This window comes from Bordetella genomosp. 1 (genome assembly GCF_002261335.1).
Lineage (GTDB): Bacteria > Pseudomonadota > Gammaproteobacteria > Burkholderiales > Burkholderiaceae_B > Bordetella.
Genome location: NZ_NEVL01000001.1, coordinates 514,268 through 536,511, shown reverse-complemented (window position 1 = coordinate 536,511; position 22,244 = coordinate 514,268). Strand labels below are relative to the sequence as shown.

The 22,244-nt window shown below is 68.2% G+C and carries 24 protein-coding genes; 17 read left to right on the top strand and 7 right to left on the bottom strand.

The window, feature by feature from the left end; translation table 11 throughout:
• Window positions 1-13 precede the first annotated feature (13 nt).
• The 6 genes from lptC (at window position 14) to hprK (ending at window position 4,494) form a co-directional block, all read left to right on the top strand.
• Window positions 14-643 (top strand): LPS export ABC transporter periplasmic protein LptC, encoded by a 630-nt coding sequence (lptC, locus tag CEG14_RS02485; RefSeq protein WP_094824761.1) that lies wholly within the window; start codon window positions 14-16, stop codon window positions 641-643.
• On the top strand, window positions 640-1,269 hold the full coding sequence (gene lptA, locus CEG14_RS02480; protein ID WP_094824760.1) for a lipopolysaccharide transport periplasmic protein LptA: 630 nt from the start codon (window positions 640-642) through the stop codon (window positions 1,267-1,269). Before lptC ends, lptA begins: the two co-directional genes overlap by 4 nt.
• Window positions 1,270-1,286: 17 nt before the next feature.
• Window positions 1,287-2,081 (top strand): LPS export ABC transporter ATP-binding protein, encoded by a 795-nt coding sequence (gene lptB / locus CEG14_RS02475; protein WP_094824759.1) that lies wholly within the window; start codon window positions 1,287-1,289, stop codon window positions 2,079-2,081.
• Window positions 2,082-2,482: 401 nt separating this feature from the next.
• Window positions 2,483-2,815, top strand: a complete 333-nt coding sequence (gene hpf / locus CEG14_RS02470) for a ribosome hibernation-promoting factor, HPF/YfiA family (protein ID WP_094824758.1) — start codon at window positions 2,483-2,485, stop codon at window positions 2,813-2,815.
• Window positions 2,816-3,093: 278 nt separating this feature from the next.
• The gene (locus CEG14_RS02465) at window positions 3,094-3,549 is read left to right on the top strand and encodes a PTS sugar transporter subunit IIA (RefSeq protein WP_176461353.1); all 456 of its coding nucleotides are present in this window, start codon (window positions 3,094-3,096) and stop codon (window positions 3,547-3,549) included.
• 18 nt (window positions 3,550-3,567) lie between these two features.
• Window positions 3,568-4,494: an HPr(Ser) kinase/phosphatase gene (gene hprK, locus CEG14_RS02460; RefSeq protein ID WP_094824756.1), complete on the top strand. Its 927-nt coding sequence runs from the start codon at window positions 3,568-3,570 to the stop codon at window positions 4,492-4,494.
• A 160-nt stretch (window positions 4,495-4,654) separates the two neighbouring features.
• On the opposite strand, the gene CEG14_RS02455 is transcribed toward hprK, so the two are convergent.
• Together CEG14_RS02455 and CEG14_RS02450 are read right to left on the bottom strand one after the other, a co-directional pair.
• Window positions 4,655-5,932 carry a cytochrome c gene (locus tag CEG14_RS02455; RefSeq protein ID WP_094824755.1) on the bottom strand — a complete coding sequence of 426 codons (1,278 nt, stop codon included), beginning with the start codon at window positions 5,930-5,932 and terminating at the stop codon, window positions 4,655-4,657.
• Entirely contained in the window at window positions 5,929-6,672 is a 744-nt protein-coding gene (locus CEG14_RS02450; protein ID WP_094825259.1) for a c-type cytochrome, read from the bottom strand. The genes CEG14_RS02455 and CEG14_RS02450 overlap by 4 nt, the downstream gene beginning before the upstream one ends.
• 165 nt (window positions 6,673-6,837) lie before the next feature.
• Here CEG14_RS02450 and rapZ point away from each other — a divergent pair, with 165 nt between their 5' ends.
• A complete protein-coding gene (gene rapZ / locus CEG14_RS02445; RefSeq protein WP_094824754.1) occupies window positions 6,838-7,710 on the top strand; it encodes an RNase adapter RapZ in 873 nt (290 codons plus the stop codon).
• Between the two features lie 10 nt (window positions 7,711-7,720).
• Complete coding sequence (locus CEG14_RS02440) at window positions 7,721-8,665, top strand: septal ring lytic transglycosylase RlpA family protein (RefSeq protein ID WP_094824753.1); 945 nt, start codon at window positions 7,721-7,723, stop codon at window positions 8,663-8,665.
• Window positions 8,666-8,795: 130 nt separating this feature from the next.
• On the opposite strand, the gene CEG14_RS02435 is transcribed toward CEG14_RS02440, so the two are convergent.
• Window positions 8,796-9,434: a methylated-DNA--[protein]-cysteine S-methyltransferase gene (locus CEG14_RS02435; RefSeq protein ID WP_094824752.1), complete on the bottom strand. Its 639-nt coding sequence runs from the start codon at window positions 9,432-9,434 to the stop codon at window positions 8,796-8,798.
• Window positions 9,431-10,366 (bottom strand): 16S rRNA (cytidine(1402)-2'-O)-methyltransferase, encoded by a 936-nt coding sequence (rsmI, locus tag CEG14_RS02430; RefSeq protein ID WP_094824751.1) that lies wholly within the window; start codon window positions 10,364-10,366, stop codon window positions 9,431-9,433. The genes CEG14_RS02435 and rsmI overlap by 4 nt, the downstream gene beginning before the upstream one ends.
• Before the next feature lie 43 nt (window positions 10,367-10,409).
• Here rsmI and CEG14_RS02425 point away from each other — a divergent pair, with 43 nt between their 5' ends.
• The 4 genes from CEG14_RS02425 to CEG14_RS02410 all read left to right on the top strand — a co-directional run bounded on the left by CEG14_RS02425 (window position 10,410) and on the right by CEG14_RS02410 (window position 12,839).
• Entirely contained in the window at window positions 10,410-10,883 is a 474-nt protein-coding gene (locus CEG14_RS02425; protein WP_094824750.1) for a YraN family protein, read from the top strand.
• A gap of 134 nt (window positions 10,884-11,017) precedes the next feature.
• Window positions 11,018-11,611, top strand: coding sequence for a phosphoheptose isomerase (locus tag CEG14_RS02420; RefSeq protein WP_176461352.1), 594 nt, complete (start codon window positions 11,018-11,020; stop codon window positions 11,609-11,611).
• Window positions 11,611-12,348, top strand: coding sequence for a BON domain-containing protein (locus CEG14_RS02415; RefSeq protein ID WP_094825257.1), 738 nt, complete (start codon window positions 11,611-11,613; stop codon window positions 12,346-12,348). The genes CEG14_RS02420 and CEG14_RS02415 overlap by 1 nt, the downstream gene beginning before the upstream one ends.
• Window positions 12,345-12,839 carry a peroxiredoxin family protein gene (locus CEG14_RS02410; RefSeq protein ID WP_094824749.1) on the top strand — a complete coding sequence of 165 codons (495 nt, stop codon included), beginning with the start codon at window positions 12,345-12,347 and terminating at the stop codon, window positions 12,837-12,839. The genes CEG14_RS02415 and CEG14_RS02410 overlap by 4 nt, the downstream gene beginning before the upstream one ends.
• Before the next feature lie 106 nt (window positions 12,840-12,945).
• Here CEG14_RS02410 and CEG14_RS02405 read toward each other — a convergent pair whose 3' ends face one another.
• The gene (locus CEG14_RS02405; RefSeq protein WP_094824748.1) at window positions 12,946-13,734 is read right to left on the bottom strand and encodes a MetQ/NlpA family ABC transporter substrate-binding protein; all 789 of its coding nucleotides are present in this window, start codon (window positions 13,732-13,734) and stop codon (window positions 12,946-12,948) included.
• 260 nt (window positions 13,735-13,994) lie between these two features.
• On the opposite strand from CEG14_RS02405, the gene argB reads away from it, so the two are divergent.
• The 5 genes from argB to CEG14_RS02380 all read left to right on the top strand — a co-directional run bounded on the left by argB (window position 13,995) and on the right by CEG14_RS02380 (window position 19,111).
• Entirely contained in the window at window positions 13,995-14,897 is a 903-nt protein-coding gene (gene argB, locus CEG14_RS02400) for an acetylglutamate kinase (protein WP_094824747.1), read from the top strand.
• Window positions 14,897-15,673 (top strand): pyrimidine 5'-nucleotidase, encoded by a 777-nt coding sequence (locus CEG14_RS02395; protein WP_094824746.1) that lies wholly within the window; start codon window positions 14,897-14,899, stop codon window positions 15,671-15,673. The genes argB and CEG14_RS02395 overlap by 1 nt, the downstream gene beginning before the upstream one ends.
• Window positions 15,674-15,710: 37 nt before the next feature.
• Window positions 15,711-16,283, top strand: a complete 573-nt coding sequence (gene slmA / locus CEG14_RS02390; protein ID WP_094824745.1) for a nucleoid occlusion factor SlmA — start codon at window positions 15,711-15,713, stop codon at window positions 16,281-16,283.
• A gap of 272 nt (window positions 16,284-16,555) precedes the next feature.
• Window positions 16,556-18,046 (top strand): DASS family sodium-coupled anion symporter, encoded by a 1,491-nt coding sequence (locus tag CEG14_RS02385; RefSeq protein ID WP_094824744.1) that lies wholly within the window; start codon window positions 16,556-16,558, stop codon window positions 18,044-18,046.
• Window positions 18,047-18,055: 9 nt separating this feature from the next.
• Window positions 18,056-19,111: an Ldh family oxidoreductase gene (locus CEG14_RS02380; protein WP_094824743.1), complete on the top strand. Its 1,056-nt coding sequence runs from the start codon at window positions 18,056-18,058 to the stop codon at window positions 19,109-19,111.
• Between the two features lie 85 nt (window positions 19,112-19,196).
• On the opposite strand, the gene rodA is transcribed toward CEG14_RS02380, so the two are convergent.
• Window positions 19,197-20,333, bottom strand: a complete 1,137-nt coding sequence (gene rodA, locus CEG14_RS02375; RefSeq protein ID WP_094824742.1) for a rod shape-determining protein RodA — start codon at window positions 20,331-20,333, stop codon at window positions 19,197-19,199.
• Window positions 20,330-22,234 (bottom strand): penicillin-binding protein 2, encoded by a 1,905-nt coding sequence (mrdA, locus tag CEG14_RS02370; RefSeq protein WP_094824741.1) that lies wholly within the window; start codon window positions 22,232-22,234, stop codon window positions 20,330-20,332. Before mrdA ends, rodA begins: the two co-directional genes overlap by 4 nt.
• Window positions 22,235-22,244 lie beyond the last annotated feature (10 nt).

Genomic DNA, 22,244 nt, shown 5'->3' with positions numbered 1-22,244 from the left:
GCGCCCGCGAGCCATGAAAGAACGTTTCCCGTCCCTGATCGCGCTGTTCCTGCTCCTGACGCTGGTCGGCGGCACCTGGTGGGCGGCCGACTACGCCCAGCGGGCCATCCCGATCGACCCGCCGCGCCGCATCACCCACGAGAAAGACTCGTGGGCGAACAACTTCGTCATGCTGCGCACCGACGCCGAAGGCCGTCCGGTGAACCGCCTCGAGGGCACCTACCTCGAACACTTCCCCGACGACGACTCCTATCACGTGACGTCGCCGCGCGCGGTCGGCCAGCAGGTCGGCAACCCGGTCACGATCGGCACCTCCAAGACCGCCATCATGGAAGCCGGCGGCAAGCGCATCATCATGAACGGCGATGCCCACGTGCAGCGCCTGCCCGACGCCAACAACGATGCGCTCGACGTACGCAGCCAGCAGCTCATCCTCGTGCCCGACGACGACGTGGTATACACGGACCTGCCTGCCAAGGTGGTCAAGGGTTCGTCGCGCATGAACGGCACCGGCATGCACTACAACAACAAGACCCGGCAGCTCCAGGTATCGGCCTCGACCGATGTCCAGATCTCCGGCACTGAAGGCCGTACGCGCCAATCCGGCGACACGCCCGCAAACTCCAAATCGACGACACCATGACCGACCTCCGGATCCGCTCTCTCCAGCCTTCGCGCCTGATCGCCAGTCTGCTGCTGGCCGCGGCGGCGTGTGCGCCGGCCGCCGCGCAGCAGGCCGACGCCGCCGCGCCCGAGGATCCCGACACGCTGATCCTCTCCGACACGCTGCACTACGACGACATCAAGCGCCAGAGCATCTTCACCGGCAACGTGGCGCTCACGCGCGGCCTCATGACGCTCAACGCCGACAAGCTCGAGGTGCGCGAGGATGCCAAGGGCACGCAGTTCGGCACGGCCACGGCCAACAAGGGCAAGATGGTCACCATCCGCCAGGAACGCCCGGAAAACTTCGAGGTGCTCGAGGGCGAGGGCCTGCGCGCCGAATACAACAGCAGTACCAGCGAGTTCGACCTGATCGGCCAGGCCGTCGTCACCCGCTTCATCTGTGGCAAGCCGTTCGACACCATCCGTGGCGAGCGCGTGCGCTATAACGACAAGACCGGCACCTACCAGGCCATGGGCGGCCCCAACTCCTCGGCGCCCGGCGGCCGCGTGCGTTCGTTCGCGCCGTCGCGCGCCAAGAGCGATGCCGCCATCGCCGAATGCCGTGCCCAGAAGGGCAAGCCGGCCGCCAAGACCAACCGCTGACCCTCCGCGATCCGCTGATGACCACCACTTCCTCGTCGACTGCCGCCTCGGGCAAGTCTCCCCTTCCGCCCGCCGGCAATCTCACCGCCACCGGCCTGCGCAAAACCTACAACGGCCGCACGGTCGTGCAGGACGTGTCGCTGTCGGTCAAGAGCGGCGAGGTGGTGGGTCTGCTCGGTCCCAACGGGGCCGGCAAGACCACCAGCTTCTACATGATCGTGGGCCTGGTGCCGGCCGACGCCGGCCGCATCGAGATCGACGGCAGCGTGATCACCGCGATGCCGATCCACAAGCGCGCGCGCATGGGCCTGTCGTACCTGCCCCAGGACGCCTCGGTGTTCCGCCGCCTCACGGTCGAGCAGAACATCCGCGCGGTGCTGGAATTGCAGGTGGATGCGAGCGGCCGCGCCCTCTCGCAGGCCGCGATCAAGGAAGGCCTGGAGTCGCTGCTCGAAGAGCTGCAGATCGGCCACATCCGCAGCAACACCGCGATCTCGCTGTCGGGCGGCGAACGCCGCCGCGTGGAGATCGCGCGCGCGCTGGCCACCAGCCCGCGCTTCATCCTGCTCGACGAGCCGTTTGCCGGCGTGGACCCGATCGCGGTGATCGAGATCCAGCGCATCGTGCGCTTTCTCAAGAGCCGCGGCATCGGCGTGCTCATCACCGATCACAACGTGCGCGAAACGCTGGGCATCTGCGACCGCGCCTACATCATCAGCGAAGGCAAGGTGCTCACCGACGGCCACCCCGACGAGATCGTGGGCGACCCCGCCGTGCGGCGCGTCTACCTCGGCGAACACTTCCGCATGTGAGGCACATCGCCGCATGAAAAAACCGCGCTCCGGCGCGGTTTTTTTGCCTCGCGGCGACCATGATGCGGCGCAACGTGTAACGGCAAAAACGCGAAACGCCTGGTTGCGCAATCGCGGGGAACCTCAGCCCGGCCGCACGGCTCCCAATATCCAGGGACGCTTGAAAACCCCTTGTTTCAAGCGCTTTTCGGCCCCTGGGCGCACCCCGGGAAGACCCTTAGGCCTCATTCACAAAAGCGACATGTTTATGCGTTTGATCAACTTGTTTTCGGGCACGGAGTCTATACACTAGTACTAACGAAGACACCCAACCATTCACTCGCCGGAGATACGCCTAACGTCCACATCGCGCACCCTGTTGCGCTTTTTCCCCCAAGTCTCTTACAGAAGGAGAGCACACTATGAACCTGAGCATCTGCGGTCGTCACCTCGACGTCACCCCGGCCATCCGGGAATATGTCATGAACAAACTGGCGCGAGTGCTGCGGCATTTCGATCATGTTATCGACACCCAGGTCATGCTCTCGGTTGAGCCCCTGCGGCACAAGGCCGAAATCACGATGCGTCTGCGCGGCAAGGACATCCACTGCGAAGCCATCGATGAAAACCTCTACGCGGCAATCGACCTTCTGGCCGACAAGATCGACCGTCAAGTCCTCAAGCACAAAGACAAGGTGCAAAGTCATGCCACCGAGTCGGTAAAGCGACAAGTCGCTGCGCTCAGCGCGCAGTAATCCCGCAGTCCCGCGCTTTATCAATGCTCGCGAGCATCTCCCCTTCGTCAACCTGACCTCCTGAAGGTCACACTGGACACCGATGCCCCCCAGGACCCGCTTCTTGCCGGGCATCGGCCCTTCCCTCCCGCTCCGTCCCCAACACTCCCGCTGCCTGTCCCTGTCCGTTGGACGGCCGTGACTTCCCCAAACCCGCGCACTCGGTCTATGCTTTGCGTCCCTGCAGGCAAACCGGCACGTTTTTTTGCACTGCGTCATAAACCCCTATAATGATCCGCATGAATCACTTGTCGCGCATTTTGCCCGCCGGCAATGTCGTGCTCGATATGCTGGCCACCAGCAAAAAACGGGCGTTCGAACAGGCCGGTCTGCTTTTCGAGAACCACCACGGGCTTGCCCGCTCTGTCGTGTTCGACAGTCTGTTCGCGCGCGAACGGCTGGGCTCCACGGCATTGGGCCAGGGCGTCGCCGTGCCGCACGGCCGGGTCAAGGGTCTCGAACAGGCCCTGGCCGCCTTTGTCCGGCTGGCACAACCCATTCCCTTCGATGCTCCCGATGGGCAGCCCGTTTCGATGCTGCTCTGTCTGCTGGTGCCCGAGGCCGCCACCCAACAGCACCTGGACATCCTCGCCGAACTGGCGCAGCTGATGTCGAACAAGGCGCTGCGTGAGGCCCTGGCCACCGAAACCGACCCGGCGGCCGTGCACCGCATGCTCACGACCGGTCAACTCTGAGCGACGCGGAGCGCTGCCATGCTTACCGTGCAGGAACTGGTCGACGACAACGCCGACAAAATCCCCTTCAGCTGGGTTGCGGGTCATGGCGCGGCCGACCGCGCCATTCCCGATGACGGCATGGCGGCCGCCGACCTCGTCGGCCACCTGAACCTCATCCATCCCTCGCGCATCCAGGTGTTCGGCCAGGAAGAGCTGGCCTACTACACGCGCTTCGATCTGCGCCGTCGCATGCACCACATGGACGAGCTGCTGATCGGCGGGGTGCCGGCCATTCTGCTGGCCGACGGCCTGAGCGCGCCGCAGGATCTCATCGACCAGTGCGACCAGCACCAGGTGCCGCTGCTGTCCACGCCCGTGGCCGCGGCGCAGCTGATCGACCTGCTGCGCATCTATCTCGGCAAGAAGCTGGCGCCCACCACCACCGTGCACGGCGTGTTTCTCGACGTGCTGGGGCTGGGCGTGCTGATCACCGGCGAGTCGGGGCTGGGCAAGAGCGAGCTCGCCCTCGAACTGATCTCGCGCGGCCACGGCCTCGTGGCCGACGATGCGGTGGAGTTCTCGCGCACCGCGCCCAACATGATCGAGGGCCATTGCCCGCAACTGCTGCAGAACCTGCTCGAAGTGCGCGGCCTGGGCCTGCTCGACATCCGCACCATCTTCGGCGAGACCTCGGTGCGCCGCAAGATGCGGCTCAAGCTCATCGTGCACCTGGTGCGCGCGACCGCGCAGGACAAGTTCGAGCGGCTGCCGCTGCAGGACATCACGCAGGACATGCTGGGCCTGCCGGTGCGCAAGGTCATGCTGCAGGTGGCGGCCGGCCGCAACCTGGCCGTGCTGGTGGAAGCCGCCGTGCGCAACACCATTCTCAAGCTGCGCGGCATCGACACGCTGGGCGAGTTCATGGAGCGCCAGGCGATGGCGATCCTCCAGAGCAGCAAGTAAGCCCGCGGCCGCAACGACGACGCGCGCTCACCTCACGGTGGCGCGCGTTTTGTTTTGGGCCGCGGGTGGGGGTGCAACGGCGTATGCACAGGCGTGCGTGGCGACGGGCTTGCAGCGATGCACGCGCAGCGGCGCGCAGCGCGCGCGGCCGCCCCCCGCCTCAGCGCGAGGCGCGTGCGCGCTGCACTTCCTGCGCGGTCACCGCGCTGGCCTTGTTGCCCCAGCTGCCCCGCACATACGAAAGCACGGCGGCGATGTCGTTGTCGCCCAGCATCTGGCCGAACGGCGGCATGCCGTGCGGCCGCGGCTCGAGCTGCGTGGCCGGGCCGAAGCCGCCATCGAGCACCACGCGGATGGCGTTGACGGCGCTGGGCGCGGTCACGGTGGCGTTGCCGGCCAGCGCCGGCCAGGCCGCATCGCGGCCGCGGCCGTCGGCCTGGTGGCACTGGGCGCAGTGCTGCGTGTACAGCCGTCCGCCCTGCGTCATGGCCGCGTTGCTGGCCGCCGAGCCCGCGCGCGGCGTGTCGGTGGCCGGCAGGGACTTGAGGTAGACGCCGATGGCCAGGGCGTCGGCATCGCTCAGGTACTGCGTGCTGCCCGACACCACCTCCGCCATCGGCCCGTTGGCCACCGCGTGCGGCGTGCGGCCCGAACGCAGCAGCGCCGCCACGTCCTCGGCGCTCCAGCGGCCCAGGCCGATGTCCGCGTTGGCATTGAGCGGCGGCGCATACCAGCCCAGGCCATCGATCATGCCACCCGGCAGGCCGCGCGCGTCCACGCTCGCGCCCAAGCTGTTGCGCGGCGCGTGGCAGGCGGCGCAATGGCCCGGCCCCTCCACCAGATAACGGCCGCGATTCCACTGCGCGCTCTGGTCGGCCTCGTTCTCGTGCACGCCCGGCCGGAAATACAGGAGGCGCCAGAACTCCAGCAGCGCGCGGCGGTTGTAGGGCCATTCGAGCTCGTGCGCGCGGCTCTCCTGGCGCACGGCCGGCACGCTGCGCAGATAGGCGTAGAGTGCATCGGCGTCGGCGCGCGACATGCGGGTGTACTGCGGATACGGAAAGGCCGGATAGAGCAGCTCGCCGTCGCGGCCCTTGCCGTTGTGCAGCGCGCGCCAGAAATCGTCGCTGCTCCAGCGGCCGATGCCGGTCTGCTCGTCGGGCGTGATGTTGGGCCCGTACAGCGTGCCGAACGGCGTGGGCACCGGCGTGCCGCCGGCATAGGTGGCGCCGCCGCGCACCGTGTGGCAGGCCGCGCAGTTGCCCAGACGCGCGAGGTCGCGGCCCCGCTCGATCTGGGCCTGCGGATCGCTCATGGCCACCGGCGGCGGGCCGGCATCCTCGCGCGTGCCGAAGAAAAACAGCGCCAGCCCGACCAGGACGCACAGCGCGCCCACGCCGAACACCACGTTGCCGACCCACTTCAACAACCACTTCATCGCGCGCCCTCCGCGTGCGAGGCGGTCTGGCTGCCGCATTGCGTGGGCAGGCGCAGCGTGCCGGAAGGCTGGGCCACGTAGAAATGCGGCACCGGCTGCGCGGCGAGCCAGGCCGACACGGCGGCCACGTCATCGGGCGTGAGCTTGCGCGCCACGTCGGCCATGCAGTCGGGCTCGGCGGCCCGGCGCAGCTGGTTCTGCCAGCCGCCGATCTGCGACACGAGGTAGTCGCGCGGCAGGCCGAGCAGGCCCGGGATCGCGGGCGCCAGGCCGGAGAGGTCCTCGCCGTGGCAGGCCGCACAGGCCGGCAGCTGGCGCGCGCGGTCGCCCTGGAACACCAGGGCGCGGCCGCGCTCGAGCATGGCGGCGTCGCCCTTGGCGGCCGCGGGTGGTGGATAGGGCACGTGGCGCGAGGCGAAGTATTCGGCCATGTCGCGCAGATAGGCGTCGGGCAGGCCGGTGAGCAGGTGCGTCATGGGCGCGTACTGGCGACGGCCGTCGCGAAAGCCCAGCAGCTGATTGAACAGATACTCGGCCGGCTTGCCGGCGATGCGCGGGTAATAGCCATCGGGCCCCGCCCGCCCCTGTGCGCCATGACAGGCGGTACAGGCGGCAAGGCGCGCGCCCATGGTGTTGGGCTCCAGCGTGGTGGCCGGGTTCTGTGCCAGCGCGGCGCCGGCGCCACAGCTGGCCAGCAACAGGGTGGCTGCAATACGGCGGATCAATTTGACGGCTAACATCTCGAGGGCGGACATCGGGTCTGGACGCTTCTGCGCGGTTCGCGCGGGCGGAATGAAGCGACGTCGGTCTGCTGCAAAAGCCTGTCCACGACAGGCCCATGCGGCAGTGTAAGCCTTTATCCGTCCCCCGGGCGGGATGGTCCAAACCATGCCACAATCACTGCCATGTTGAGAGTCGTCCTTATCACCGGCATTTCCGGATCTGGCAAATCCGTCGCGCTCCGCATGCTCGAAGATGGCGGATTCACCTGCGTCGACAACCTGCCCGTCCGTTTCCTCACCGAGTTCGTGGCCAATGCGCGCGACGACGGCATGGAACGCGTGGCCGTCGCCAGCGACGTGCGCTCGCCCGGCGAGCTCGCCGAGCTGCCCGACGTCATCACCGCGCTGCGCGCCATGGGCACCAACCTCTCGGTGGTGTTTCTGGATGCCAGCACCGACACCCTGGTCCAGCGCTACTCCGAGTCGCGCCGCCGCCACCCGCTCACCGACCGCCTCACGCGCAACGGCAAGACGCCGTCGCTGACCGAGTGCATCTCGGCCGAGCGCGAGCTGCTCGCGCCGCTGCGCGACCAGGAACACGTGATCGACACCTCCGATCTCACGCCCGGCCAGCTGCGCACCTGGATCCGCGACCTGATCCAGGCCGACCGGCCGCCGCTGGTGGTCACGTTCGAGTCGTTCGCCTACAAGCGCGGCGTGCCGAGCGACGCCGACCTGGTGTTCGACGTGCGCTGCCTGCCCAACCCCTATTACGACCGCAACCTGCGCCCCCTCACGGGCCGCGACCAGCCGGTGGCCGACTGGCTCGCCGGCTTCGACATCGTCGGCGCGATGATCGACGACATCACCGCCTTCATCCGCCGCTGGCTGCCGCAGTACACCGCCGACACGCGCAACTACCTCACCGTCGCGATCGGCTGCACGGGCGGCCAGCACCGTTCGGTGTACGTGGTCGAACAGCTCGCCGAACGCTTCTCCGATCACAAACCCCTGTTGGTGCGGCATCGCACCCAACTGCCCGACGAATCCGCCTGAACGCTCCCGCATGACGCTGCCCCGCCCGCTCGCCCTGCTTTCGATGTTTCTGCTCGCGCTCGCGCTGGCAGGCTGTTCCACCTCCGGCAAGAAGGGCGGCGGCTACTACAAAGACGACGGCCCGGACGCCAATCCGCCCTCCAACCTCGACGCCATTCCCGACGCCACGCCGCGCATCGAGCCGCTCGCCAGCGGCGCCAATCGGCCCTATGTGGTGTTCGGCAAGCGCTACGTGCCCGACACCACCGACAAGCCGTTCCGCCAGCAGGGCGTGGCGTCGTGGTACGGCAAGAAATTCCACGGCAACTCGACCTCGATCGGCGAGTCCTACGACATGTATTCCATGACGGCCGCGCATCCGACCATGCCGCTGCCGAGCTATGCGCGCGTCACCAGCAAGCTCAATGGCCGCACCGTCATCGTGCGCGTGAACGACCGCGGCCCGTTCCACTCCGACCGCATCATGGACCTCTCCTACGTGGCGGCCTACAAGCTCGGCATCATCGGGCCGGGCAGCGGCGCGGTCACGGTCGAGCGCATCCTGCCCGACGAGATCCGCACCATGACGGCCGGCGGCGGCGCGCCCGCGCAGCCCGACACGGCCAGCGGCACCATCGTCTCCACGCCGGTCAGCCTGGGCGGCAACAGCGCGCTGGCGGCCACGCCGCTGTCGGCCGAGCCGCTCGCCCCCGCCGCGCCCACGCGCACCTCGTCCGCCACGGGCGCGGGCGGCGTCTACCTGCAGCTCGGCGCCTTCTCGCAATCGGCCAACGCGCACTCGCTGGTCGACCGCGTGAACGGCCAGCTCGCCGGCGGCCCTTCCGCCACCGTCGAACAGACCAACAATCTCTATCGCGTGCGCCTCGGCCCCTACGCCAGCCGCGAGGCCGCGCTGTCGGCGGCGCAGCAGGTGTCCGACCGCACCGGCATCATGCCGAGCGTCGCCACGCCCTGATCGCCCGCTCCGCCCCGTCCCGCGATGGCCCTCGCGCTTGCCGCCCGAGGGCCTTTGCTTTTGCGCGGCCCAAACGAAAGGCCCCGCCGGAGCGGGGCCATGCGAGCCTGCGGCGGCACCGCCGCCGTGTCTACTGCGCGATGGCCTGGCGGTAGGTGGCCCAGGCGAGGCTGTCGGCCGAGGCCTCGAGCGCGAGCTCGGCCTGGCCGTCGCACACACGGCGCGTGCGCGCGGCGTGGCCCGGATAGCGGTTGCCCTCGTGGATCAGCAAGGCGCGCTTGCGCTTCAGGCCGCCGCCGAAACCGGTGAGCGCGGTGTCGAAGCCGATCACGCGATGGCACGGAATGATGATCGAGATCGGATTGCGCGACAGCGCCAGGGCCAGCGGCCGCACCGAGCGCGGGCGGCCGATGCGGTGCGCCAGGTCGCCATAGGTGGTGGTGGTGCCGAAGGGCAGCGTGAGCAGGCCGTCCCAGACCTGGCGCTGGAACGGCGTGCCGCGCGGCGCGAGCGGCAGGTCGAAGGTCTCGCGCTCGCCCGCATACCATTGCTCGAGCTGCAGGCGCGCCTGGGCGAGGATGCGCGCCTCGGCCTCGTGATGCTGCTGGCGGCCCTCGGCGATCACGTCCGACTGGTCGACGAACCAGGCGCCGCACAGGCCGTCGTCGAAGGCGGCCAGGCGCATCTCGCCGAGCGGCGAGGCGAACGTGAGGGTGGCGGGTTGCGCGGCCGGATCTTCGGCGCGCAGCAGATGCAATGGAGCGGTCATTCGGAAGCTTCCTTGCGCGCCAGGGCGCGCTGGTAGAGCGCATCGCGCGGCAGGCCGGTGACGCGCGCGGCCACGCGGGCGGCGTCGCGCACCGACACGGTCTCGAGCAGCGCATCGAGCAGGATGTCGGTGGCCGGATCGGACAGCGCGTCTTCGGTGTCGGTCTGGGGCAGCGCGTGCACGATCAGCACGAACTCGCCCTGGCTGCGGTGCGCGTCGCCGGCAAGCCAGGCCTCGGCCTCGCCCAGCGGCAACGTGGCGATTTCTTCGAAGCGCTTGGTGAGCTCGCGCGCCACCGTGATCTCGCGGTCGGGGCCGCAGACCTCGAGCAGGTCGGACAGCGTGGCGGCCAGGCGGTGCGGCGACTCGAACATCAGCACCGGCGCGGGCAACGCGCACCACTGCCGCAGCCAGCGCTGGCGCGCGGCCGCCTTGGGCGGCGCGAAGCCGGCGAAGGCGAAGGCGGGGTTCTCGTCGGTGGTCACGCCGCTGCCCATCAGCGCGGTGATGACCGCGCTCGGGCCGGGCACCGGCACCACCGGATGGCCGGCGGCGCGCACGGTGCGCACGACGCGCGCGCCCGGATCGCTGACGGCCGGCGCGCCGGCGTCGGAGACCAGCGCCACGCGCTGGCCCTGCGCCAGCCGCTCGCAGATGGCCTGGGCCGCCTGCGCCTCGTTGTGCCGGTGTGCCGCCATCAGCGGCGTGCCGATGCCCCAGGCATCGAGCAGCGTGCGGCTGGCCCGCGTGTCCTCGGCCGCGATCACGTCGGCGCGTGCGAGCGCCTGCCAGGCACGCAGGCCCAGGTCGCCGAGATTGCCGATGGGCGTGGCGACCACGTAGAGCGTGCCGGCCGGCCAGTGCTGCGCGGCCACGCGTTCGGCGACGCGGGCCCAGGCATCGCTGGCGGCGGGTGAGACATCCGGATTCATGAAGGCATCGACGGCAATGGGAAACCCTGCCAGTGTAGCCGCCATGAGCCCGGCCCACGATCCGCCCGACGATTCTCCGTTCGCCCTGGCGCAACGCATCCGCGAGCGCGCCCGGGCCCCGCGCCGCCATCGCGCGCGTCCGGCCGCGCGCGTGGCGCACCGCGCCGGCCAGGCCATGGAAGACCGCGCGCTGGCCTGGCTGCAGGCGCGCGGCCTGGCGCTGCTCGAGCGCAACGTGCGCTGCCGGCATGGCGAGATCGACCTGCTCATGTGCGACGGGCCCACGGTCGTCGTGGTGGAGGTGCGGGCACGCAGCGGGCCGCCCGGCAGCGCGGCCGCCAGCCTCGATCCGGTCAAGCTCGCGCGGCTGCGGCGCAGCGCGCAATACTGGCTGCCGCGCTGGCGGGCGCGCCACTGGCCGGGCCAGGACCCGCCCGTGCGCGTCGACGCGGTGCTGTTCGATGACGGCGGCATCGAATGGCTGCGCGACCTGCGCCTGCCCGACGGCTGGGACTGATGCGGGTCTGACGCAGGCCTGAAAAGACCTTGAGTCTCAGACACTTGCACGGCTGCTCACAGACTTTACGCCTGTTGCCACTCCGGTTACGGGTCGACAGAAACAGATCCTTACCGCGTGAGATAATCCGCGCCATGGATATGATTTCGCGCATGACATCGCACTTCCGCGATGCGATCGCCCTGCACCAGCAGAGCATGGAGACCCTGGCCCCCACGCTGGCCACCGCGGTGGACCTGCTCTTCGCTGCCCTGGCGAACAACGGCCGCATCCTGGCCTGCGGCAACGGCGGCTCGGCGTCCGACGCCCAGCATTTCATCGCAGAGCTGGTCGGCCGCTTCGAGCGCGACCGCCTGCCGCTGGCCGGCATCGCGCTCAACACCGACACCGCGATCCTCACCGCCGTCGGCAACGACTACGGTTTCGACGAGATCTTCGAGCGCCAGGTCAGCGCGCTGGGCCAGCCGGGCGACGTGCTGGTGGCGATCTCCACCAGCGGCAACTCGCCCAACGTGGTGCGCGCCATGGAAGCCGCGCGCGACCGCGAGATGCACGTGATCGCCCTCACCGGCAAGGGCGGCGGCACGATGGGGGAACTCATCACGCCGCACGACGTCCATCTCTGTGTGCCGCACGACAGAACCATGCGCATCCAGGAAGTCCATATCTTGCTGCTGCACGCGCTGTGCGACGGAATCGACGCCCTTCTCTTAGGAGACACCGAATGATGATGCCTTCCTCCCGAACCGCCGTGCGCCCCCTGCTCGCGGCCGCCGTGCTGGCCGCCGCCGTCGCCGGCCTGTCGGCCTGCGCCCCGATCATCGTGGGCGGCGCCGCCGCCACGACCGCCGTGGTCGTCACCGACCGCCGCTCGTCGGGCACCCAGCTCGACGACCAGAACGCCACCTTCCGCGCCGAGACCGACATCGCGAAGAAGCTGGGCGACAGCGCCCGCGTCAACGCCATGGTCTACAACGGCCAGATGCTGCTGACCGGCGACGTGCCCTCCGAAGCGGCCAAGGCCGAGGCGGGCACCATCGCCCAGGGCGTGCAGAAGGTCCGCAGCGTGAGCAACCAGCTCACGGTCGGCCCGGCCGCCTCGTTCACCACGCGCTCGAACGACACCTGGATCACCTCCAAGGTCAAGACCGCGCTGCTCAATACCAAGTTCGTGCCCTCCGGCACCATCACCACCACCACCGACAAGGGCGTGGTCTACCTGATGGGCAAGGTCACGCAGGCCGAGAGCGACTACGCCGCCAACGCGGCCGCCGATGTCGGCGGCGTGCTGAAAGTGGTAAAACTGTTCGAGATCATCAGCCGCGAAGAGGCCATCCGTCTGTCCGGCTCCGGCTCGTCGAAAGACGGGAAGGCGCCGATCGAATCGACGGGCGGCACGGCGGCCCCCACGGAAAACGCGGCTCCGGCCGGTGATTCCGGCGTTCAAGTGATGCCCATCAAATGAAAAAAGTCGTACTCGCGCTGGCCGTCGTGGTGGCGGCCGGCATCGGCGCCTGGTTCGTCTGGCGCCCGGCCGCGCCGGCGCCCGACGTCGTCTTCACCACCCTCGAAGGCAAGCAGGTCTCCATGCAGGACCTGCGCGGCAAGGTGGTGCTGGTCAAGTTCTGGGCCACCAGCTGCGTCACCTGCGTGAAGCAGATGCCGGAGACCATCTCGGCCTACAACGAGTACGCGCCCAAGGGTTACGAGGCCATCGGCGTGGCCATGCAATACGACCCGCCCAACTACGTGCTGAACTTCGTCCAGAGCCGCAAGCTGCCGTTCCCGGTGGCGATCGATTCCAAGGGCGAGATCGCGCGCGCCTTCGGCGACATCCGCCTCACGCCCACGGCCTTCCTGATCGACAAGAACGGCCGCATCATCAAGCGCTACCTGGGCGAATACGACGTGGCCGAATTCCACGCCACCGTCGAGCGGGCCCTGGCCGCCGGCTGAACCGCGCCGAACCCGTCACGAAACAAAGCCCCCGGTGTGCAGACACCGGGGGCTTTGTTTTTCGCGGGGCGCTGCGGCGCCGCGGGCGCCGCAGCGCGAGGCAGGATCAGAACGCCGGCACCACGGCGCCCTTGTACTTTTCCTGGATGAACTTCTTCACCGCTTCGGAGTGCAGCGCGTCGACCAGCTTCTTGATCTTGGGCGCGTCCTTGTTGTCCTGGCGGGTGGCCACGATGTTCGCGTAGGGCGAATCGGCGCCCTCGATGAACAGCGCGTCCTTGGTGGGGACCAGGCCGGCCTCGAGCGCGTAGTTGGTGTTGATCAGCGCCACGTCGACGTCGTCGAGCGAGCGCGGCAGCATGGCTGCCTCGAGTTCGCGGAACTTCAGCTTCTTGGGATTCTCGACCACGTCGATCGGGGTGGCGACGATGTTGGCCGGGTCCTTCAGCTTGAGCAGGCCCTGCTTCTGAAGCAGCAGCAGCGCGCGGCCGCTGTTCGACGGATCGTTGGGCAGCGCGATGGTGGCGCCTTCCTTGAGCTCGCCGATGGCCTTGATCTTCTTGGAGTAGGCGCCGAAGGGCTCGACGTGCACCAGACCGACCGACACGAGGTTGGTCTTGCGGTCCTTGTTGAAGGTGTCGAGGTAGGGCTGGTGCTGGAAGAAGTTGGCGTCGAGCTGCTTGTCGGCCAGCTGCAGGTTGGGCTGCACGTAGTCGGTGAAGACCTTGATGTCGAGCTCCACGCCTTCTTTGGCCAGCACCGGCTTGACCACTTCGAGGATCTCGGCGTGCGGCACCTGGGTGGCGCCGATGGTGAGCTTTTCAGCCTGGGCAGCACCCGAGGCCAGGACGAGGGCCGACGCCACCAGGGCCGACCGCAGGAAGGTGAAACGCATGATTTGCCTCGTTGTATTGATGTGGGATCACCGGGGCGGCCCCGGCGGGGGTGCGACGGAAACGTCCGCTCTCCGGCCGTTCGTTGCAAAAACGACCCCAATTTACCTGATTGGCTTGCATTTGTCGGCCATATAGACATGGGATTGGGGCATATGACGCCCGGGGGGACTACAATTTGCCTTATGCTTGCCGCCATGCCTGAACCGACATGGGCGCAGGCATTTTTTCCACCTTTTTTTGGCTCGCAACTATCACTGCCATGACCGACACCCCCGACCCTGCCGCCGTAATGTCTCCCGCTGTCAAAGCCGCCGTGCTTTCGGAAGCCTTGCCCTATATCCGACGATTTCATGGCAAGACGATCCTGGTGAAATACGGTGGCAATGCCATGACGGAAGAACGATTGCAGCGCAGCTTCGCGCACGACGTCGTGCTGCTGAAGCTGGTGGGTCTGAATCCGGTCGTGGTGCACGGCGGCGGTCCGCAGATCGACGATGCGCTGCGCCGCATCGGCAAGCAGGGCACCTTCATCCAGGGCATGCGCGTCACCGATGCCGAGACCATGGAAGTGGTCGAGTGGGTGCTGGGCGGCCAGGTCCAGCAGGACATCGTCATGATGATCAATGAGGTCGGCGGCAAGGCCGTGGGCCTCACCGGCAAGGACGGCATGCTGATCCAGGCCCGCAAGAAGCTGATGGACAACAAGGACAATCCCGCCGAACCGATCGACATCGGCTTCGTGGGCGACATCACCCGCGTCGAGCCCGCGGTGGTGAAGGCCCTCCAGGACGACCAGTTCATCCCCGTCATCTCGCCGATCGGTTACGGCGAGGACGGCACCGCCTACAACATCAACGCCGACGTGGTCGCCGGCAAGATGGCCGAGGTGCTGGGCGCCGAGAAGCTGCTCATGATGACCAACACCCCGGGCGTGCTCGACAAGAGCGGCAAGCTGCTGCGCAGCCTGTCGGCCCAGACCATCGACGAGCTGTTCGCCGACGGCACCATCTCGGGCGGCATGCTGCCCAAGATCTCGTCGGCCCTCGACGCCGCCAAGAACGGCGTCAACTCGGTCCACATCGTCGACGGCCGCGTGCCGCACTGCCTGCTGCTGGAGATCCTCACCGACCAGGGCGTCGGCACGATGATCAGCTCGCACTGATGGCACCCGCCGCGCCGGCGCGCCGCCTGCTGCAACGGCCCGCGGCGCGCGTGCGCCGCGGCCGTCGTGTGGTCGAGGCCGGCAGCGCCGGCCTCGGTGCTTCCGGCCGGGTCTGGCTGTTCGACCTCGACAACACGCTGCACGACACCTCGCATGCCATCTTCCCGCTGATCGACGCGGGCATGACGCAGGCGGTGGTCAATGCGCTGGGCGTCGACGTCGACGAGGCCAACCGGCTGCGCAAGCTCTATTGGCAGCGCTACGGCGCCACCGTGATCGGGCTGGTGCGCCACCATGGCGTCGATGCGCACCAGTTCCTGCACGACAGCCACGATTTCGACATCGCGCCGCTGGTGCGGGCCGAAAAGGGCCTGCCCGCCAAGCTGCGCGCCCTGCCCGGCCGCAAGGTGCTGCTCACCAACGCGCCGCTCGACTACGCGCGCGCCGTGCTGCGCCACCTCGGCCTGCTGGGGTGTTTCCACAGCCTGTGGGGCATCGAGCAGATGCGGCTGCATGGCCAGTTCCGGCCCAAGCCCTCGCCCGCGCTGCTGCGCTACGTGCTGGCGCGCGAAGGCGTGCAGCCGCGCCAGGCGGTGCTGATCGAGGACACGCTCGACAACCTGCGCAGTGCGCGCCGCATCGGGCTGCGCACGGTGCACGTCTATCATCCGGGCACGCCGTTCGCCCGCGGGCACAAGTCGCGCCCTGCCTATGTCGACTTACGGGTAAACTCGGTTACCGACCTGCTGCTGCGGCGTCGGCCGCTGCGCGGCTGAACCGCGCCGCCCGACCCCGACAGCCTCACACGTCCCCATGGCGAAACCTGGCGAGAGAAAGACTCAGATCCTGCAGACGCTGGCGGAAATGCTGGAGCAGCCCCATGCTGCCCGCATCACCACCGCGGCGCTCGCCGCCCGCATGCAGGTTTCCGAGGCCGCGCTCTACCGCCACTTCGCCAGCAAGGCGCAGATGTTCGAAGGGCTGATCGAGTTCATCGAGACCACGCTGTTCACGCTGGTGAACCAGATCGCCGCCGCCGAGCCGCAAGGGCTGGGCCAGGCGCGCAAGACGGTCGCCATGCTGCTGGCCTTCTCCGAGCGCAACCGCGGCATGACGCGCGTGCTGACCGGCGACGCCCTGGTCACCGAAGACAACCGGCTGCAAGACCGCATCAACCACATCAACGATCGGATCGAGGCCACGTTCAAGCAGTGTCTGCGCAACGCGGTCAACGACGGCGGCCTGCCCGACGACGCCAACGTGGCGGCCCAGGCCAGCCTGCTGACGCACCTGGTGCTCGGCCGCTGGCTGCGCTACGCCCAGAGCGGCTGGCGCGTCACGCCCACCGCGATGCTCGACGATCAACTGCGCCTGGCGCTGGGCTGAGCGGCATGCCGTCCCGCCCCTGTCACGCGCGCCTGCCATGCTTGGCGTTTCGCGCGTTTCCCTGTTGACGGTGTGTGGACCGCGCGCGGGCCATTGCGGCCCGATGCGCACAATGGGCTTGCCCTGCGGGCAAACGGGCCAGCATAATCGCCCTGATCCGACCCCTCAATATCGGACTTAGTTCCCCTTGACCCGTATCAATGCGGGTTTTCCACAGTACTGCCATGCTTGTCCCGTGTTCTGACGTCGTTTGACCTAGATCGGAGATGGATATGACTGCGCAAGCCGCTGTCCCTGCCCCGCAAGCCCCCAAGAAAAAAATCCCCTTAGGCCTTGTGGCCGGCATTCTGGCGCTCATCGTGGTGCTGATGCTTCCCATGCCCGCCGACCTGCCGCCCGCCGGCCACCGCATGATCGCCATCCTGGTGTTCGCGGTCGTGGTGTGGATCACGGAAGCGGTTTCGTATGAAGCCAGCGCCATCATGATCACCACCTTGATGGCCTTCCTGCTGGGCACCGCGCCCACCATCAAGAATCCCGAGGTGCTGTACGGCACCTCGGCCGCCATCAGCATGGCGCTGACCGGGTTCTCGAACTCGGCGCTGGCTTTGGTGACCGGCGCGCTGTTCATCGCCGCGGCGATGACCTTCACGGGACTGGACCGACGCATCGCGCTGATCACGCTGTCGCGCATCGGCACCAGCACCACACGCATCATGATCGGCGCGATCGCCGTGACCATCGTGCTCAGCCTGGTGGTGCCCAGCGCCACCGCGCGCAGCGCCGCGGTCGTGCCCATCATGATGGGTGTGATCGCCGCCTTCGGCGTGGACAAGCGCTCCAACATCGCGGCCGGCATCATGATCATCGTGGCGCAGGCCACCAGCATCTGGAACGTCGGCATCCAGACCGCCGCCGCCCAGAACCTGCTGACCAAGGGCTTCATGGAAAAGATGCTCGGCGACCGCGTGTCGTGGGCCGAGTGGCTGATCGCCGGCGCGCCGTGGTCGATCATCATGTCCGTGGTGCTGGTCTTCATCGTGCTGAAGATGCTGCCGCCCGAAGCCGACAACATTGCCGGCGGCAAGGAAGCGGTGCAGGCCGAACTCGACGCGCTCGGCCCCATGACGGGTCCGCAGAAGCGCCTGCTGGGCGTGTCCATCATGCTGCTGTTGCTGTGGGCCACCGAGAAGTCGCTGCACAACTTCGACACCACCTCCACCACCTACTTCGGCCTGGTCCTGCTGCTTCTGCCGCGCTTCGGCGTGATGACTTGGAAGGACGTGCAGAGCCGCATTCCGTGGGGCACCGTGATCGTGTTCGGGGTCGGCATCAGCCTCGGTACCGCGCTGCTCACCACCCAGGCCGGCCAATGGCTCGGCAACCAGGTCGTGACCCACACCGGTCTGGACCACCTCGGCCCGCTCGCGATCTTCTCGATCCTGGCCGCCTTCCTGATCGTGATCCACCTCGGCTTCGCCAGCGCCACCGCACTGACGTCCGCCATGCTGCCCATCCTGATCTCGGTGCTGGCCACCCTGCCCGGCGAGTTCAACCGCCTCGGCATGACCATGCTGCTGGGCTTCGTGGTGAGCTACGGCTTCATCCTGCCCATCAACGCGCCGCAGAACATGGTGTGCCTGGGCACGGAGACCTTCACCGCCAAGCAGTTCGCCCGCGTCGGGATCGTCATCACCATCGTCGGCTACCTGCTGATGGTGCTGTTCGGTGCCACCTACTGGCGCTGGCTGGGCTGGCTGTAAGGAGTCATCATGAAAATCAGCATCAACGAGGCCATTGCATACGGGGAGCGCCTGCTCGCGGCCCAGGGCGTGCCGACCGACATCGCCCACGACGTGGCCGAACACCTGGTCGAGTCCGACCGCGTGGGCTACACCAGCCACGGCCTGTCCATCCTGCCCAACTACGAACGGGTGCTGCGCGAAGGGTTCGTGCGGGCCGACGGGCGCGCCGAACTGGTCAACGACCGCGGCACGCTGCTGGCCTTCGAAGGCCACAGCGGCTTCGGCCAGCACGTGGGCAAGGTGGCGATGCGCCAGGCCATCGAGCGCACCGCCGAACACGGCCAGTGCATCCTGACGCTGCGCAATTCGCACCACCTCGGCCGCATGGGCTACTACGGCGAGATGGTGGCGGCGGCGGGCCAGATCCTGCTGGCCTTCACCAACGTCATCAATCGCGCGCCCACCGTCGCGCCGTTCGGCGGCGCCCGCGCCTGCCTCACGACCAATCCGCTGTGCTTCGCGGGCCCGCTGCCGGGCGGCCGCCCGCCCATCCTGGTCGACATGGCCACCAGCTCGATCGCCGTCAACAAGGCGCGCGTGCTGGCCACCAACGGCCAGGAAGCCCCGGCCGGTTCGCTGATCGACGCGCAGGGCAATCCGACCACGGACCCGGGCGCGCTGTTCACCGATCCGCCGGGCGCCCTGCTGCCCTTCGGCGGCCACAAGGGCTATGCGCTGGGCCTGGTGGCCGAGCTGCTGGCCGGCGTGCTGTCGGGCGGCGGCACGATCCAGCCCGAACACCCGCGCAACGGCGTCGCGACCAACAACATGTTCGCGATCCTGCTCGATCCGCAGGTGGACTTCGACGCCGACTGGCGCACCCAGGAAGTCGGTGCCTTCATCGACTACCTGCATGCCTGCCCGCCGCAGCCCGGCGTGGACGGCGTGCAGTATCCGGGCGAGTACGAGGCGCGCAACCGCGAGCTCAACCGCGACGCCCTCACCTTCGCGCCGGCGATCTGGGAAGGCCTGGCGAAGCTGGGCGAAACGCTCGGCGTGGCCGCGCCGCCCGTGGCCGACTGAGCGGCACGGCCAGCGCAACGGCGTCCTCCGGGACGCAAGAATGGCGTCCCGCGGGACGCCATTCTTTATTGTGCCGGCGGCCGGATCAGGCCTTGCGCGCCCGATGCCGGCTGATGCTCATCAGGATGCCGCAGGCGATGCCCATCGTGAGCAGCGCGGTGCCGCCATAACTCATGAACGGCAGCGGCACGCCCACCACCGGCAGGATGCCGGTGACCATGCCGACGTTCACGAACACATAGATGAACATCATCATCGTGACCGAGCCGGCCAACAATCGGCCGAACTGCGTGGCGCTGCGCGATGCGATCGCCAGCCCGCGCGCCATCAGCAGCCCGTAGAGCACCAGCAGCGCAACGCCGCCGTAGAGCCCGAACTCCTCGGCGTAGACCGCGAAGATGAAGTCGGTGGTGCGTTCGGGGATGAAGTCCAGGTGGGTCTGCGTGCCCTGCATGTAGCCCTTGCCGTAGAGCCCGCCCGAGCCCACCGCGATCATCGACTGGATGGTGTGGAAGCCCTTGCCGAGCGGATCGGAGCTGGGATTGAGCAGGGTGCAGACGCGATGCTTCTGGTAGTCGTGCAGCACGACCCAGTCGACGTCGGGCTCGCAGAGCTGGTCTTCGTAGTACACCAGCGTGCCCAGGCCGATGATCCCGGCCAGCAGCACGGGCACCAGCAGCTTGAACGACAGGCCCGCGAAATAGATCACGAAGAAACCCGCGCCGAACACCAGCAGCGCCGTGCCCAGGTCGGGCTGCAGCACGATCAGGCCGAACGGCACCACCAGCATGGCGGCGGCCACGAAGAAGTCGCGGATGCGCACCTGCCCCTCGTGGCGCTGGAAGTACCAGGCCAGCATCATCGGCACGGCGATCTTCATCATCTCCGACGGCTGGATCCGCGTCACGCCCAGGTTGAGCCAGCGCGTGGCGCCCTTGCTGGTCTCGCCGGCGAACTCCACGCCGAGCAGCAGCACCACGCCGACCACGTAGAACGGCAGCGCCAGCTTCATCAGCGTCTGCGGCGGCACCAGCGCCATGGCCCACATCGCGACGAAGGCGATCATGAAGTTGCGCGACTGCTCGGCGAAGCGCCAGTCGGTGCCGCCCACCGCCGAATGCATCACGGTCAGCCCCAGCGCCGCGAACAGCACCAGCACGAACAGCAGCGGCCAGTCGAACGCGGTGAATACGCGCAGCAGGATGAGACCCAGGCGCTTCATTCGGCGGGCTCCGCCACCGCCGCGGCCTTCACGCCGCGCTCGATCCTGTCTTCACGCTGGTTGTTGAGCCAGTAGTCCATCACCGAGCGCGCCACCGGCGCGGCGTTGCTCGCGCCCCAGCCCGCGTTCTCGACGATCAGCGCCACCGCGATGCGCGGGTGGTCGACCGGCGCGAAGCCCATGAACAGCGCGTGATCGCGCAGGCGTTCGTCGATGGCGTTGGCGCGGTACTGGCCGCCGCGCAGGCTGAACACCTGCGCCGTGCCGGTCTTGCCGGCCGCCTGGTAGGGCGCGTTGGCGAAGGCGCGGCGCGCGGTGCCGGCGCGGATCACGTCGGCCATGGCCGACTTGATCACGTCGATATTGGCCTGCTTGAGCGGGATGCGATAGTCGGGTGTGGACGGCGTGGCGGTGATCATCAGCGAGCGCGGGTCGCGCACGGCGTGCACCAGGTGCGGGCGGCGATACAGGCCGTTGTTGGCCAGGGTCGAGGTGGCCTGCGCCAGCTGCAGCAGCGTGAACGAGTTGTAGCCCTGCCCCACCGCCACCGAGATGGTTTCGCCGGCATACCAGCGCTGGCGCTCGCGATCCTTGTAGGCGCGGCGCTTCCAGTCGGTGGACGGCAGCACGCCGGCCTTCTCGCCTTCGAGGTCGATGCCGGTGATCTGGCCGAAGCCGAACTGCTTGGAGAAATCGTGCAGCGCGTTCACGCCGATCTCGGGGCCGAGCGAATAGAAGTAGGTGTCGGAGGACACCACGATGGCCTTGTGCATGTCGGTCATGCCGAACACGGCGCCCGCGGCATTGCGGAACTTCTGGCCGCCGAATTCGAAATAGCCCGGATCGGGGAAGCGGTCGGTGGCGCGGCGCTTGCCCAGCTCGAGCGCGGCCAGCGCGACGAAGGGCTTGTAGGTCGAGCCGATCGGATAGGTGCCGTAGAGCGGCCGGTTGATCAGCGGATGGTCGGGCGACTCGTTCAGGCGGCGCCAGTTTTCCACGTCGATGCCGTCGACGAACAGATTGGGATCGAACGAAGGCTGCGACACGAAGGCCAGCACCTCGCCCGTGTCGGGATCGATCGCCACCAGCGCGCCGCGGCGGCCGTCGAAGGCCTTCTCGGCGATGCGCTGCAGGTTCAGGTCGATCGACAGCATGATGTCGGAGCCGGGCACCGGATCGATGCGGCGCAGGGTGCGCACCGGGCGCCCGCCCGCCGTCACCTCGACCTCTTCGAGGCCGGTGCGGCCGTGCAGCGTTTCTTCCCAGGTCTTTTCGATGCCCTTCTTGCCGATGACCTCGGTGCCGCGATAGTTGCCGGAGCGGCCGGCCTTCTCGAGCTCGTCCTGGTCGCCCTCGGAGATGCGGCCGATGTAGCCCACCACGTGGCCGGCGGCCTCGCCCTGCGGATACTCGCGCACCCAGCGCGCCCGCAGCTCCACGCCCGGAAACTCGAAGGCGTGGGCCGAGAACCAGGCGGCCTCGGTTTCGTTGAGGTTGTTGCGCAGGACCAGGCTGGCGTAGCGGCTCGACTCCTGCACGCGGCGCTTGAAGCGGCGCTGGTCGGCGGGCGACACGTACAGCACCGGGGTGAGGCGCTCGAACAGATCGTCGATGGTGCCGCCGGTGTTGGCCGGCACGACCTCGATGGTGTAGGTGCGGTAATTGCGCGCCAGCACGACGCCGTTGCGGTCGAGGATCTCGCCGCGGCGCGGCGGGATCGGCTGCACCGCGATGCGGTTGCGGTCGGCGCGCTCGGAATAGCCCTCGAAGCGCTCGACCTGCAGGAACCAGAAGCGCGCGGTCAGGATGCCGAAGCAGGCCAGGGCAAACAGCCCGCCCACCCAGGCACGCAGCTTGAAGCGTTGCTTCTGCTGCTGGCCGGTCTTCTTGAACTCGAACATCCGGTGCGCC

What these genes read in the sequence shown, in the direction of transcription:
- CEG14_RS02415 (WP_094825257.1), top strand. Translation starts at nt 11,611, where the DNA reads ATGATGCCTTCCTCCCGAACCGCCGTGCGCCCCCTGCTCGCGGCCGCC.
- argB (WP_094824747.1), top strand. Translation starts at nt 13,995, where the DNA reads ATGACCGACACCCCCGACCCTGCCGCCGTAATGTCTCCCGCTGTCAAA.
- rodA (WP_094824742.1), bottom strand. Translation starts at nt 20,333, where the DNA reads ATGAAGCGCCTGGGTCTCATCCTGCTGCGCGTATTCACCGCGTTCGAC.
- CEG14_RS02385 (WP_094824744.1), top strand. Translation starts at nt 16,556, where the DNA reads ATGACTGCGCAAGCCGCTGTCCCTGCCCCGCAAGCCCCCAAGAAAAAA.
- lptC (WP_094824761.1), top strand. Translation starts at nt 14, where the DNA reads ATGAAAGAACGTTTCCCGTCCCTGATCGCGCTGTTCCTGCTCCTGACG.
- CEG14_RS02405 (WP_094824748.1), bottom strand. Translation starts at nt 13,734, where the DNA reads ATGCGTTTCACCTTCCTGCGGTCGGCCCTGGTGGCGTCGGCCCTCGTC.
- rsmI (WP_094824751.1), bottom strand. Translation starts at nt 10,366, where the DNA reads ATGAATCCGGATGTCTCACCCGCCGCCAGCGATGCCTGGGCCCGCGTC.
- CEG14_RS02440 (WP_094824753.1), top strand. Translation starts at nt 7,721, where the DNA reads ATGACGCTGCCCCGCCCGCTCGCCCTGCTTTCGATGTTTCTGCTCGCG.
- lptB (WP_094824759.1), top strand. Translation starts at nt 1,287, where the DNA reads ATGACCACCACTTCCTCGTCGACTGCCGCCTCGGGCAAGTCTCCCCTT.
- hprK (WP_094824756.1), top strand. Translation starts at nt 3,568, where the DNA reads ATGCTTACCGTGCAGGAACTGGTCGACGACAACGCCGACAAAATCCCC.
- lptA (WP_094824760.1), top strand. Translation starts at nt 640, where the DNA reads ATGACCGACCTCCGGATCCGCTCTCTCCAGCCTTCGCGCCTGATCGCC.
- CEG14_RS02410 (WP_094824749.1), top strand. Translation starts at nt 12,345, where the DNA reads ATGAAAAAAGTCGTACTCGCGCTGGCCGTCGTGGTGGCGGCCGGCATC.
- CEG14_RS02395 (WP_094824746.1), top strand. Translation starts at nt 14,897, where the DNA reads ATGGCACCCGCCGCGCCGGCGCGCCGCCTGCTGCAACGGCCCGCGGCG.
- mrdA (WP_094824741.1), bottom strand. Translation starts at nt 22,234, where the DNA reads ATGTTCGAGTTCAAGAAGACCGGCCAGCAGCAGAAGCAACGCTTCAAG.
- CEG14_RS02435 (WP_094824752.1), bottom strand. Translation starts at nt 9,434, where the DNA reads ATGACCGCTCCATTGCATCTGCTGCGCGCCGAAGATCCGGCCGCGCAA.
- CEG14_RS02450 (WP_094825259.1), bottom strand. Translation starts at nt 6,672, where the DNA reads ATGTTAGCCGTCAAATTGATCCGCCGTATTGCAGCCACCCTGTTGCTG.
- CEG14_RS02425 (WP_094824750.1), top strand. Translation starts at nt 10,410, where the DNA reads ATGAGCCCGGCCCACGATCCGCCCGACGATTCTCCGTTCGCCCTGGCG.
- rapZ (WP_094824754.1), top strand. Translation starts at nt 6,838, where the DNA reads ATGTTGAGAGTCGTCCTTATCACCGGCATTTCCGGATCTGGCAAATCC.
- CEG14_RS02380 (WP_094824743.1), top strand. Translation starts at nt 18,056, where the DNA reads ATGAAAATCAGCATCAACGAGGCCATTGCATACGGGGAGCGCCTGCTC.
- hpf (WP_094824758.1), top strand. Translation starts at nt 2,483, where the DNA reads ATGAACCTGAGCATCTGCGGTCGTCACCTCGACGTCACCCCGGCCATC.
- CEG14_RS02455 (WP_094824755.1), bottom strand. Translation starts at nt 5,932, where the DNA reads ATGAAGTGGTTGTTGAAGTGGGTCGGCAACGTGGTGTTCGGCGTGGGC.
- slmA (WP_094824745.1), top strand. Translation starts at nt 15,711, where the DNA reads ATGGCGAAACCTGGCGAGAGAAAGACTCAGATCCTGCAGACGCTGGCG.
- CEG14_RS02465 (WP_176461353.1), top strand. Translation starts at nt 3,094, where the DNA reads ATGAATCACTTGTCGCGCATTTTGCCCGCCGGCAATGTCGTGCTCGAT.
- CEG14_RS02420 (WP_176461352.1), top strand. Translation starts at nt 11,018, where the DNA reads ATGGATATGATTTCGCGCATGACATCGCACTTCCGCGATGCGATCGCC.